The organism is Streptosporangium lutulentum, from assembly GCF_030811455.1.
Taxonomy (GTDB): Bacteria; Actinomycetota; Actinomycetes; order Streptosporangiales; family Streptosporangiaceae; genus Streptosporangium; species Streptosporangium lutulentum.
This window is the reverse complement of record NZ_JAUSQU010000001.1, coordinates 5,014,097-5,026,118: the sequence shown is the minus strand read 5'-3', so window position 1 is coordinate 5,026,118 and position 12,022 is coordinate 5,014,097. Positions and strand designations below refer to the sequence as shown.

The window sequence follows — 12,022 nt, the reverse complement described above, 5'->3', positions numbered from 1 at the left end:
TCAGGCGTAGGTGCCGCGGACCTCGACGATGTCGGCCAGCGGGAACTCCAGGTAGTCTCCGGCCTCCTCGCACCACGCGTCGAGCACGCCGCTGCGCAGCTCGCCGTGGCTGATGGTGGCGGTCAGGCCGTCGGCCAGCGTGATCGCGGCCCGCACGCCGCGGTCGACCACGAAGCCGAGCAGGGACTGCTGGGCGGTCGGCAGCCGGGAGGCCATACGGCCGATGACCGCCCAGGTCCTGCCGTTCTGCTGGGTGGCGTCGTGCTCGGAGGTGAGCAGGCGGCTGGCGTGCTCTCGCGGGTCCGGCGGCGGCTCGACCATCAGGTGCGGCGGCTGCTCCAGTTCGGCCACCCGGCCTCCCGGTAGCAGGATCAGCCGCCCGTTCTGGGGCTCCTCGATCCGGGCGCGGCGGATGGTGATCTCCCCGGTGTCCGCGATCGGCACCGGGGCGTAGCCGTTCTCCCTGAGCGCGGCGAGGGTCTTGTCGGCGGGCATCGCGCTGGCCAGCACGGTCGGCGCCAGCAGCCGCAGGCCCAGCCTGGCCAGCCGCCGGTGCCCGGCGATCTCGGACAGCAGCACCGGGTCGGAGGCCTGCACGATGCAGGCGACCGTGGTCACGGTGACCTCGCCGTGCCGTCTGGCCACGTCGCGCACCAGATAGTCGAGCGGCTGCGGCACCGCGCCCACCTCGGCGAGGTCCGCCAGCAGGCTGTCGGCGGTGTGCCCGGCGTCCATGGCGCGGCGCACGCTCGCCGGGGTGAACCGCCACACCGAGGCCGCGCCGCGGGATTCGCGCTCGGCGGCCCGGTCCAGCAGCTCGGCGAGTTCGCCGGCGGGCGGCCCGGTCACCACGGCGGTGAGGTCGGCGCCGAACAGCGCGCTCCGCCGTACGCTGGCCAGCGCCCGGATCGAGCACTCCATCAGCGCGGGGTCGTTCTCCACGAGCGGGGTGGAGTCGTCGGTCTCGTCGCCGGCGGCGGCGTCCAGGCCGGCCAGCGCGCGGCCGAGGTCGGTGATCGTGTCGAGGGCGACCAGCCCGAGCATCCGGGCCTCCTCGAGCACGGCGGGGGCGCACTCGGCCAGCAGCGACTGGTCGAGCAGGGGGGCGTGCCAGTGCGCGGCGCCGGCCAGGCCCGCCCGGTCGGTGCAGGCCGTGTTGGCGGGCAGCCGGGCCAGTACGGCGAGCACGGCCCGCCTCGCCCGGGCGACCGCCGCTCCCGCCGGGTCGTCGCCCAGGACGGTGCCGTACTTGCCGTCGGTCCTGCGGAGCGACGAGCGTTCCATGCGCCACCACGCCGACAGCAGCACCCGGAGCCTGGCGGACGCGTCGTCCAGCCGCCAGCGGTCGAACTTCTCGGTGGGCACCAGGCCGCCGGCCGAGTCGTCCCAGGCCAGCAGCCGGGCCACCGCGCAGATCTCCAGCAGCAGCCGGGTCTCGTCCTCGTCGCAGCCGGTGTCCTTGGCCACCCGCCGGACCTCGCGCACGCCCACCCCTCCCGCCTTGAGCAGAGGCAGCGGGACCTTGGCGGTGTTCTCCAGCATCGCGGCGCAGCGCTCGACCACGTGCGGGGCGGCCAGCGTCATCAGGTGGTCCACGGCCTCGGGATCCACCGGGATCGTGCCGAGGTCGGGCGGGCCGGGGGTGAAGGGCGGGTGGTAGTCGGGGCCGCGCAGCGCGAGGGACACCTCCCGGGGCATCTCGGCCACGTTCCAGCTCGGGCGGAAGATCAGCCCGTGGTCGGCGGCCCACTTCTCGGGGGCGCCGGGAACGACGAACCTGCCGCCGTCGACGGTGCGGACCGGGCCGTCCCAGGCGAACTCCTCCAGGAGCCGCCTCGTGCCCTCAGGGGCCCGCTCCACCAGGGCGGTCACCTGCTCGGGGTCGGAGAGGATCTCGGCGACCCTGGCGATCGTGCGGCGTTTGGGGCCGTTCGGCAGGCCGAGCGTCCGGGCGAGCCCGCGCAGGGCGTCGGCGCTGACGGTCCAGGAGTTCAGGTAGTGGGTGAGCGGCTCGCCGAGCCCGCAGGGGGCCGTCCACCAGCGGGCGACCCCGCCGGCCACGCGGATCCGTCCTTCGTCGTCCGGCCAGGCGAGGGCGTGGTCGAACAGCTGGTCGAGCCACGGCGTCACCTCGGCCTCCGGCACGCCCATGAACCGGGCGACCTCCCGGGGGGAGACCCGGTCGCCGAGGGCCAGTGACGCCTGCGCCACCTCCAGGGACGGCAGCGGCAGCCCGCGCATGACCTCCATCACCGCGAAACCGTTGCCCAGCCGCTGCGCCAGGGTGTCCAGACGGCGCGGCCACGGTGGGGCGAGGGCGTCCAGCCGGTTGGCCAGAACTCGGGCGAGCCGTTCTTCGTCGAGGGTTTTCAACCATCCGAGCAGGTGATCGTCCATCTCGTAGCTCTTTCAGGAATCTCGCGCGGGGACTCTCCGTGAGCCGTAAGCATCCACGGTAATGCAGAGGGCATCTCCGACGGCATGCACCGCGCAGAATGCAATGCGTTACCACATCGCCGGCCCGCTTCTGATCGGTCCCGGGACCGCCGGGGAGGGGTGGCGGGTCCCGGGACCGATCGGCGCCAGATGAGGGGAAGAGGCGGCGCCGTTCGGGAAAGGTTCGGTTGCGGAGGTCGAGACCGGACGTTGTCGAGGGCCCTACTCCTCGGGAAGGTCGGGTCGCAGGACCGCCCATACGATCTTGCCGTACGGCGCCAGCGGTGCCCAGCCCCAGCGGAGGCTCAGCGACTCGACGATGTGCAGTCCGAGTCCGCCGATGTCGAGGGGCGCCGGGTCGCGCAGCGCGGGGAAACCGGCCCCGGGGTCGTTGAGCGTGCAGGCGACCAGACCGTTCCTGCGGATCAGGGAGAGCCTGATCGGCTCTCTGGCACGCGACTCGGCCAGTCGCAGGCCGTGCCTGAAGGCGTTGGTGGCCAGCTCGGAGACGACCAGCTCCATGTTGTCGCTCAGCTCGTCGAGCTTCCAGCCGGTGAGCGTGCCCGTCGCGAAGCTGCGGGCGGAGTGGACGGACTCGGCGTGTGGCGGGAGCACGAACGTGGCGCTTGCCGTGGCGGAGGACCCGGAGACAAGGTCACGCGCCGCCTCAGGCCACCACCCGACTGGGGGCCACCAGTCGAGCGCTGTCCATGAGGTTGACGATCGAGGGGGCGCGGTTTGGGCGGACTGCACAGCCGCAATCATGGTGCAAACTCCCGTGCAGGTGCAAGGGCGAATGCACGTGCATAAGGTCTGTGCAACCGCTACGGTTACCGACTAGTTCGACAATTCGTAATGAAAGGGGATCTTGTTCGCGGCTCGCTAACCTTGTGCCGCAAAGTGACAGACTGTCGATCAGGAAAGCGAGCGAGGAGCACCACGTGTCCATGGATCCGCCCGGTACCGGTTCCACCGTTCGGCGCATCATGCTCGGCGCGAGTCTGCGCCGCCTGCGTGAGGAGAAGGATCTCACTCGTGAGGTGGCCGGATTCCACATCCGCGCCTCCGAGTCCAAGATCAGCCGGATGGAGCTCGGCCGTGTCGGTTTCAAGACGCGAGACGTGGAAGACCTGCTCACCCTGTACGGCGTGCTCGACGACGCGGAACGGCGCGGCCTGCTGGAGATGGTCCGCGAGGCGAACACCCCCGGCTGGTGGCACAAGTACGGTGACCTGTTGCCGAACTGGTTCACCACCTACGTGGGGCTGGAGGAGGCGACGAGCGTGATCCGCACCTATGAGGTGCAGTTCATTCCCGGCCTGTTGCAGACGTCCGCCTACGCGCGCACCGTGATCCGGCTGGGCCACCCGGACGTGCCCGAGGCGGAGATCGAGCGTCGTGTGCATATGCGTATGCAACGGCAGGATCGCCTGACGAAGAAGGACGGCCCGCGGCTGTGGGCGGTCATCGACGAGGCGGCCCTGAAGCGTCCCATCGGAGGTAGGGAGATCATGCGTGAGCAGATTCAGCACCTGCTGGAAGTGTCCACGCTGCCCAACATCACCCTTCAGGTGATGCCCTTTCGGTCCGGCATGCACGCGGCCGAGGGTGGTGCGTTCAGCATCTTGCGATTTCTCGAGTCCGATCTATCGGACATCGTCTATGTCGAGCAGCTCTGGGGTGCCCTCTACCTGGACAAACGTGAGGACATCGATCCATACCTCACGGCCATGGAGCAGTTGTGCGTGGAAAGCACCACGCCTGGGGGCACCGCCGAGATCCTCGGCGACCTTCTCAGAGAGATGTAAATGGAGCAGACCTACAACGGCATGCCTGCCACTGACCTTACGGGGGCCAGCTGGCGCAAGAGCCGGTACAGCAACTCTCAGGGCAACTGTGTCGAGCTAGCCGAGCTGCCGGACGGCAGTATCGCGGTCCGTAACTCCCGTTTTCCGGAGGGGCCAGCCTTGATCTACACGCGTGACGAGATTCGTGCCCTCGTACTCGGGGTGAAGGACGGGGAGTTCGACGGGCTGACGGTGTAACACCGTTTTTACCTCCGGCGCATCGGGTTAACCGTGGCGCGCCGGTGGCGTAACCGGGGGAGTCGGGCGGTGGGGAAGTGTTTGAGGCCACAGCGATTGGGGGCTCGAACCGTGCTCGATCAAATGACTTTGTACCCGGTGGCCGATGACGTACTGCTCGCCCCGGGCGGCCGCGTCGTCATCCGTACCTACGGCGTGGCCTCGGCGGCCGCCAAGGACGGCACGATCACTCCGGTGTCCTATCGGACATGGGTCACCGGAGTGCGTGACCAGCCTCGTTACTGGCGCTGGGGCCACTTCGAGGACGCGCGTCACGGCCATCGCGAAGTCATCGAATGGCTTACCGGCCGCGGTCCGCAGCCTGCGGCCCCGGCCGTCTGAGCCGGACCCCGCACTGTACCGAGCCGGATCCCGCGCTGTACCGAGCCGGACCGCGCCGTACGGCACGCGCCTCCCCGGCCGGTCGACGACCGGTCGCCGGCTCCGGCGAGGAGGCGGTCTCCGCGCGGCGGGTGAACCGCCGATCGACGTGGACGAACAACGTGCTCAGGTTCAGACGGGGGCGTTCCAGGTGAGGACGACCGGTTCGGCGTGTTCGAAGCCCAGCCGGGAGTAGGTGCCGGTGTCCAGGCGGAAGAGCCGGCCGTCCTCGGGGGGCAGTTCGAGCCATCGGGCGCACAGCACCCGCAGGAAGTGTCCGTGGGCGACCAGGACGACGTCGCCCTCGGCGGCCCTGGCGCGGGCGATCACCCGGTCGGCGCGGGCGCCGACCTTCTCCGCGCTCTCGCCGGGATGATCGGCGTCGCCGGGGACGACCCCGTCACGCCAGAGGTACCAGCCGGGACGGGTCTCGCGGATCGTGTCGGTGGTGATGCCCTCGTAACCGCCGTAGTCCCACTCCCACAGGTCGGGATCCGTCTCGTACGCCTTCAGTCCGGCGAGCTCGGCCGTCCTCCGGGCTCGCAGAGCCGGACTGACCAGGACCAGGTCGAAGGCCCGGCCCTCGACCAGTGGGGCGAGCGCCCGCGCCTGATCCTCGCCCCTGTCGGTGAGCGGCAGGTCGGTGCGACCGGTGTGGCGGCCGTTCCTGCTCCACTCGGTCTCGCCGTGTCGCAGCAAAATCATCTGATTCATGGTGAGGCCATCATGCCGGTACGGCGGGTACCGATCCGTCAACGGCCCGCGAGATCGTACGCGGCCCGCTGCTCGGCGGCACGGGACCGCCCCCCGGGCACACGATCGGAGCACGGGAGCGTGAGAAACTGAACCCGTGACGATATCTGTGGGTCTGGTGGGCGCGGGGCCGTGGGCTGAGATGGTGCACGCACCGAGGCTGGCGGCCGGACCGGACACGCGTCTGGCCGGGGTGTGGGCACGGCGGCCCGAGGCGGCGATGAGGTTCGGGGCCCCGGTCTTCGAGCGGATCGAGGAACTGTTCGACAACTGCGAGGCGGTCGCCTTCTCGGTGCCGCCCGCCGTGCAGGCCGAACTCGGCGTGCTCGCCGCCAAGGCGGGCAAGGCCCTGCTGCTGGAGAAACCGCTCGCGGCCGACCTGGACGGCGCCCGGCGGCTGGCCGAAGCCGTCGCCGAGGCGGGCGTGGCCTCCCAGATGGTCCTCACCTGGCGTTACTCCGCGGCGACCCGCGCGTTCCTGGCGAGGGTCTCGGCCATCGAGCCTTTCGGCGGGCACGCGGCCAACATCACCGGAGCCATGCTCGGCGGAGCCTTCGCCACCCCGTGGCGGCTGGAGCGCGGGGCGATCCTCGACGTCGGTCCGCACATGATCGACCTTCTGGAGGCCTCACTCGGCAGGGTCACCGGGGTCCGTGCCCACGGCAACCCGCTGGGCTGGGTCGGCCTGCTGCTGGAGCACGAGACCGGCGCGGTCAGCGAGGCCTCGCTGTGCCTGAGCGTGCCCGGCGAGCTACCGCCCTCCAACGTGGGAATCTACGGCCGCCTGGGCCGGGAGTCCATCAACGACACCCAACTCGGCGACGACGTCTTCTCCCTCATGCTCGCCGAGTTCGCGATGACCGTACGGCGCGGCGGCGGGCATCCCCTCGACGCCGCGCACGGCCTGCACCTCCAGGAGATCATCGCCGCCGCGGAGGAGCAGCTCAAGTAGGCGATGGCGCCTGACTAGGAGTGGGGGTCGACCTGCTTCGCGGTGGGGATCGGGCTTCCCGTACGGCGTGCGTGCCGGAGCATGAGCGAGCCCAGCGCGAATCCGACGAGGATCGGCGCGCCGTGTTCGTCACCGATCACCACGAGGAACGCCGCCCCGGCCAACAGCGTGGCAGCTCCTACGCGAGGCCCGGCGGGCAGTCGGGAGTGACCGAGGATCACCCAGGCGGTGAGCCCGCCGAGCAGACCCGCGATGGCGACGGATGATCCCGCGCTGTAGTTGCCCGTCGCGTAGCTGAAGATCTCCCCCGCGAGCGCTCCCGTCAGATACAGGGCGGTCCAGCGAATCCGGCCGTAGACCCGCTCGGCGACCGTGCCGAGGACGAGCAGCGCGGCGGCGTTGAAGACGATCTGATACCAGCCCTCCGGGTTGATCAATATGGGACTGATCAACCGCCACCACTGGCCGTCGAAGAAACCCGGAGTTCTGCTCACCGCAGCTCTCGCCGCGGGAGAGAGCAGACCTGCGAGCGTGGTCATCGCTGTGACGGCGAAAACGGTCCAGGTCAGCCAGGGCCGGCTGAGGCGTGTGGCGGTGAGCTCGGACCGGGGCGGGAGGACCGCCGTTTCGGTGCTCTCGGTCATGGAGGTCTCCTGGGTGTTCGTCACGGTCACGACTATAGGAAGAATCTTACACCAAGACAACATTTCCCCTGAGACGATTTTTTCACCTGGTATATTTGTGTGTATGACCGAGGAACTCCGTCTGCGCGAGCGCAAGAAGCTTCAGACCCGCCACTCTCTGTGGCAAACCGCGATCGACCTGTTCGTGGAGCGAGGCTTCGACAACGTCTCCGTGGCGGAGATCGCGGCGGCCATCGATGTCTCCAAGAAGACCGTCTTCAATTACTTCCCGACCAAGGAAGACCTGGTCACAGCTCCGATGGAGGAGCACGTGGACGAGTCGGCCCGGATCGTCAGAGATCGGGCGGTCGGAGAGTCGGCGATCACGGCCCTCCGCCGTCATTTCCTCGCCGCGCTGGCCGCTCGTGACGCGGCGACCGGCCTCAACGACAACCCGGCGGTGCTCAACGTCCAGCGGCTCGTCCGCGTCACTCCCTCCTTGACGCAGCGCGTCTACGCCTTCTTCGCCCGCAGCGAGGATTTCCTGGCGCGGGAGTTCGCCGGGCAGACGCAGGCGGCGGACATCACCGCCCGCGTCGCGGCCGCACAGATCCTGAGTGTCCGAAACGTGCTCGTGGCGGAAAACGTGCGGCGTCTCCTGGACGGAGAGTCCGCCGATGCCGTTTATCCGGACGCCGTCGCGAACGCGGAGCACGCCTTCGACGTGCTCGAAGGCGGCCTCGGCGCGTATTGCACGCGCGAGGCGGAGGCGGATTGAGCCGTATGTGTGAGACGGGGGAGGATTGATCTGCGCGCGTGAGGTGGAGGCGCGGGTTGATCCGCATGCGCGAGACGGAGGCAAACCGATCGCCATCGCGCGGAGTCTTGCGCGATTCCGGCCGGCCCCTTGGGCGGAGGGGCCGGCCGGAAGCCCTTGATGCTGGAGTGTTCGGGTGAATTGATAGCGTCTATCCGACGCGCAGCGCGTAGCGAAGTCCGGTGTGAGTCCGGCGCTGTCCCGCAACTGTCATGATCCCCCCGGATCGAGCCAGGTCGCCTCCGCTGCGCCGACGCCGTCAACCCTCGCGGAAAAGGGTGATCCGTCCTTTTTGCGGGTCTCTTTCTTCCGGTAACCGAAAGGACCTCACGTGAGGCCCGTACGTACCGCCTTCGCAGGCGCGCTGCTCGGCGTGCTAGCCCTGGCAGGATGCGGTCAGAGCTCCACCACCGCCTCCCCGAGCGCGGCCCCCGCGACCGCGGCACCCGCCACGGCGGCGGGATTCCCCGTCACGGTCGAGGCGGGCAACGGCTCCGTCGTCCTCACCCAGAAGCCCGGGCGGATCGTGTCACTGTCGCCCACCGCCACCGAGAGCCTGTTCGCCATCGGCGCCGGACCCCAGGTCGTCGCGGTGGACGACCAGTCGGACTACCCCGCCGAGGCGCCGAAGAGCGACCTGTCCGGCTTCAAGCCGAACGTGGAGGCGATCCTCGCCAGGAAACCCGATCTCATCGTGCTCGCCAACGACCTCGACGACGTGGTCTCCGAGCTGAAGAAGGTCGGCGTTCCGGTGCTGCTGGAGCCCGCGGCCACCAAGCTCGACGAGGCCTACGACCAGATCGCCGACCTCGGCGCGGCCACCGGCAACAAGGCCAAGGCGGACGAGGTCGTGGCCGGCATGAGGAAGCAGATGGAGGAGCTCGCGGCCGCCGCGCCGAAGGACAACAAGCTCACCTACTACCACGAGCTGGACGTCACGCCCTACGCGGCCACGTCCGGCACCTTCATCGGCCAGATCTACGGGCTGTTCGGCCTGACCAACATCGCCGACAAGGCGCCTGACGCGGCCGGCGGCTACCCCAAGCTCTCCGCCGAGTTCGTCGCCCAGGCCGACCCGGATCTGGTCTTCCTGGCCGACACCAAGTGTTGTGCCCAGTCCAGGGACACCATCGCCAAGCGCCCCGGCTGGTCCAAGCTCTCCGCCGTCAAGAACGACCAGGTCATCGCCCTCGACGACGCCGTCGCCTCCCGCTGGGGCCCGCGCGTCGTGGACCTCGCCAAGCAGGTCGGCGACGCCGTACGGAAGGCCGTGGCCGGCTAATTGAGGGATCTTTCTCGCCCCGCCTCCACCGCTGCCCAGGGGCGGAGGGCGCCCCGGCTGGGCCCGGCGGTGTGGCCGGTGGCCGTGGGCGTCCTGCTGGCGGTCATGCTCGCGGGTCTGCTGGCCGGCGCGGCGGACATCGGGCCGGGGCGGGTGGTGCTGCAACTGCTCGACTGGCTGCCGTTCGTCTCGGTCGACTCGGGACTGACCCCTGTCGAGCAGGGGCTGCTGTTCGAGCTGAGGTTGCCCCGGGTCCTGCTCGCCGCGATCGTCGGCGGGCTGCTGGCCATCGCGGGCGCCGGGTACCAGGGGGTCTTCCGCAACCCGCTGGCCGACCCCTACCTGCTGGGAGCCGCCGCGGGCGCCGGTCTCACGACGACGGTGGCGATCGTGTTCATGAAGGGCGACAACCAGGCACTCCTCGTCCCGGCCGCGGCCTTCGCCGGGGCCGTCGGCGGCGTCCTGCTCGCCTACGCGCTGGGCAACGTGGCGGGCCGGGGCGGCGGCACCGCGACCCTGGTCCTCGCGGGCGTGGCGGTCTCGTCCTTCCTCACCGCCATCCAGACGTTCCTGCAGCAGCTCAAGGTGGAGGAGCTCCAGCGCGTCTATGCCTGGATCCTCGGTGACGTCGGCGGAGGCTGGACCCAGATCGCGCTGGTCGCGCCGTACGCGGTCGTCTCGGTGGCGATCATGATGCTCCACGGCAGGCTGCTCGATGTGCTCTCGGTCGGCGACGACGAGGCGGTCAGCCTCGGTCTCGACGCCACCCGCGTCCGGCTCGTCGTGCTGTTCGCCGCCTCCCTCGCCACCGCGGCGGCCGTCGCGGTCAGCGGGCTGATCGGCTTCGTCGGCATCGTGGTGCCGCACGTGGTCCGCCGTCTGGCGGGAGGGTCCTACCGGGTCGTGCTCCCGCTCTCGCTGATCGGCGGTGCGGCCTTCCTGGTCCTCGCCGACCTGATCGCCAGGACCGTGCTCGCCCCGGCCGAACTGCCCATCGGCGTGGTCACCGCCTTCGTCGGCGCGCCGTTCTTCGTGGCCGTGCTGCGCGTGACGAAGCGGGTGGAGACGTGAGCGGGGCCGCGCGTGATCGAACGGACGAGAGCGTGAGCGGGGCCGTGAGCGACCGAGCGGACGAGAGCGTGAGCGGGGCCGTGAGCGATCGGACGGGTGGAGGCGTGACCGGGCGCGCCGGCGGGCACGGCGAGCTCGCGACCACCGGCTCCGAGCCGGGAGGCGCGGAGGTCGCGAGCCGGGTCAGGGTACGGAACCTGGAGGTCGTGCTGGAGAAGCGGAGCGTGCTGTCCGGCATCGAGCTCGACGTCCGCGACGGTGACTGGCTGGCCGTCATCGGGGCCAACGGCGCGGGCAAGTCCACGCTGCTCAAAGCCATTGCCGGGGTAGTGCCCTGCTCGGGCGAGGTGCTCATCGACGACACGCCGGTCCGGCGGCTCAAGCCCAGGGACCGGGCCCGGCTGCTCGCCTACGCCCCGCAGTCTCCCTCGTTGCCGGTCGACATGACCGTGTTCGACTACGCCCTGCTGGGCCGCACGCCGTACATCCCCTATCTGGGCCGCGAGAGCCGCCACGACCGTGAGGTGACGGCCTCGGTGCTGGACCGGCTCGGCCTGTCACCCTTCACCTCGCGCACGCTCGGCCACCTGTCGGGCGGCGAGCGGCAGCGCGTCGTGCTCGCCAGGGCGCTGGTCCAGCAGGCCCCCGTTCTCCTGCTCGACGAGCCCACGACCGCCCTGGACCTGGGTCATCAGCAGCAGGTGCTGGAACTCGTGGACCGGCTCCGGCTGGCCGACGGCCTGACCGTCGTCACGACCCTGCACGACCTGAGCCTGGCCGGTCAGTACGCCGACTCGATGACGCTGCTCTCGAACGGCCGGGTCGCGGCCTCCGGAACCCCGGCCGAGGTGCTGACCGGGGAACTGATCGGTCAGCACTTCGACGCGCGCGTCCGTGTCGCGACCGGCCCCGGCGGCAGGCCCGAGGTTCATCTGGAGCGCCCTTGAAGATCACCTACCGCGAGGAGGACGGGGCCCGGCTGGGGTCGCTGCTGTGGGAGTTCGGCCCCGGCCGGCGGGCCATCTCCTCGGCGATGGTCGGCGGCGGCATCGGCCCGGCGGAGTGGGCGCTGAACGCCCAGGTGGTCGCCGGCTACTCCCGGATGGACCCGGTGGACCACCTGCTCGCGATGGCTCCCGCCGGGCCCGGCGTCGGCATGCTCACCGCGGCCTCGGTCGAGCGGTTCACCCGGGCGTCCGACGGGGGAGTGGAGGCGGCGGCGACCGTCGGCCTGCGGGTTCCCACCTGGGCCGCCGCTCCCGAGGGCGTCCCCGACCCCGAGCTCGCGCCCCTGTATCTCCCGGGCACGATCAACATCATCGTCGTCGTGCCGGTCGCCATGAGTGACGCGGCCCTGGTCAACGCGGTTATGACGGTGACCGAGGCCAAGTCCCAGGCGCTGGCGGAGGCCGGTTTCGCCTGCACGGGCACGGCCTCCGACGCCGTCTGCGTCGCCGTACGCGATCACGGCCCCGAGGAGCTCTTCGGCGGCCCCCGCTCCACCTGGGGCGCCCGCGTCGCCCGCGCGGTCCACACCGCCGTTCTCCAGGGCGCCCACGACTGGGAGAATCGTGATTTCCCGGCTACATAGAGTAAAGGAATCATGGGAAGTAGCATGTGAGC

13 protein-coding genes are annotated in these 12,022 nt (G+C 70.3%); 9 read left to right on the top strand and 4 right to left on the bottom strand.

All coding sequences use genetic code 11. The features are described from left to right. Positions 1–2,397, bottom strand: coding sequence for a helicase-associated domain-containing protein (locus J2853_RS22465; protein WP_307561002.1), 2,397 nt, complete (start codon positions 2,395–2,397; stop codon positions 1–3). A gap of 261 nt (positions 2,398–2,658) precedes the next feature. Next, on the bottom strand, positions 2,659–3,051 hold the full coding sequence (locus tag J2853_RS22460; RefSeq protein ID WP_307561001.1) for an ATP-binding protein: 393 nt from the start codon (positions 3,049–3,051) through the stop codon (positions 2,659–2,661). Positions 3,052–3,383: 332 nt separating this feature from the next. Here J2853_RS22460 and J2853_RS22455 point away from each other — a divergent pair, with 332 nt between their 5' ends. From J2853_RS22455 to J2853_RS22445, 3 genes are all read left to right on the top strand, one after another. Then, entirely contained in the window at positions 3,384–4,244 is an 861-nt protein-coding gene (locus tag J2853_RS22455; protein ID WP_307568772.1) for a Sco1979 family transcriptional regulator, read from the top strand. Next, positions 4,245–4,481: a DUF397 domain-containing protein gene (locus J2853_RS22450; protein ID WP_307560999.1), complete on the top strand. Its 237-nt coding sequence runs from the start codon at positions 4,245–4,247 to the stop codon at positions 4,479–4,481. Positions 4,482–4,619: 138 nt separating this feature from the next. Then, a complete protein-coding gene (locus J2853_RS22445; protein ID WP_307560997.1) occupies positions 4,620–4,862 on the top strand; it encodes a hypothetical protein in 243 nt (80 codons plus the stop codon). A gap of 171 nt (positions 4,863–5,033) precedes the next feature. On the opposite strand, the gene J2853_RS22440 is transcribed toward J2853_RS22445, so the two are convergent. Further along, positions 5,034–5,615, bottom strand: a complete 582-nt coding sequence (locus J2853_RS22440) for a histidine phosphatase family protein (protein ID WP_307560996.1) — start codon at positions 5,613–5,615, stop codon at positions 5,034–5,036. Positions 5,616–5,751: 136 nt separating this feature from the next. On the opposite strand from J2853_RS22440, the gene J2853_RS22435 reads away from it, so the two are divergent. Beyond that, positions 5,752–6,606 (top strand): Gfo/Idh/MocA family protein, encoded by an 855-nt coding sequence (locus J2853_RS22435; protein WP_307560995.1) that lies wholly within the window; start codon positions 5,752–5,754, stop codon positions 6,604–6,606. Between the two features lie 14 nt (positions 6,607–6,620). Here the strand turns inward: J2853_RS22435 and J2853_RS22430 are convergent, their stop codons facing one another. Then, a complete protein-coding gene (locus tag J2853_RS22430) occupies positions 6,621–7,274 on the bottom strand; it encodes a rhomboid family intramembrane serine protease (protein WP_307560993.1) in 654 nt (217 codons plus the stop codon). Between the two features lie 79 nt (positions 7,275–7,353). Here J2853_RS22430 and J2853_RS22425 point away from each other — a divergent pair, with 79 nt between their 5' ends. The 5 genes from J2853_RS22425 (at position 7,354) to J2853_RS22405 (ending at position 11,990) form a co-directional block, all read left to right on the top strand. After that, positions 7,354–8,007, top strand: coding sequence for a TetR/AcrR family transcriptional regulator (locus J2853_RS22425; RefSeq protein WP_307560992.1), 654 nt, complete (start codon positions 7,354–7,356; stop codon positions 8,005–8,007). A gap of 370 nt (positions 8,008–8,377) precedes the next feature. Continuing rightward, positions 8,378–9,328: an ABC transporter substrate-binding protein gene (locus J2853_RS22420; protein ID WP_307560990.1), complete on the top strand. Its 951-nt coding sequence runs from the start codon at positions 8,378–8,380 to the stop codon at positions 9,326–9,328. A gap of 105 nt (positions 9,329–9,433) precedes the next feature. Continuing rightward, entirely contained in the window at positions 9,434–10,399 is a 966-nt protein-coding gene (locus J2853_RS22415) for a FecCD family ABC transporter permease (RefSeq protein WP_307568771.1), read from the top strand. Between the two features lie 44 nt (positions 10,400–10,443). Then, on the top strand, positions 10,444–11,346 hold the full coding sequence (locus J2853_RS22410) for an ABC transporter ATP-binding protein (RefSeq protein ID WP_307560988.1): 903 nt from the start codon (positions 10,444–10,446) through the stop codon (positions 11,344–11,346). Next, positions 11,343–11,990 carry an adenosylcobinamide amidohydrolase gene (locus tag J2853_RS22405; protein ID WP_307560986.1) on the top strand — a complete coding sequence of 216 codons (648 nt, stop codon included), beginning with the start codon at positions 11,343–11,345 and terminating at the stop codon, positions 11,988–11,990. Before J2853_RS22410 ends, J2853_RS22405 begins: the two co-directional genes overlap by 4 nt. The last annotated feature ends 32 nt before the right edge of the window (positions 11,991–12,022 follow it).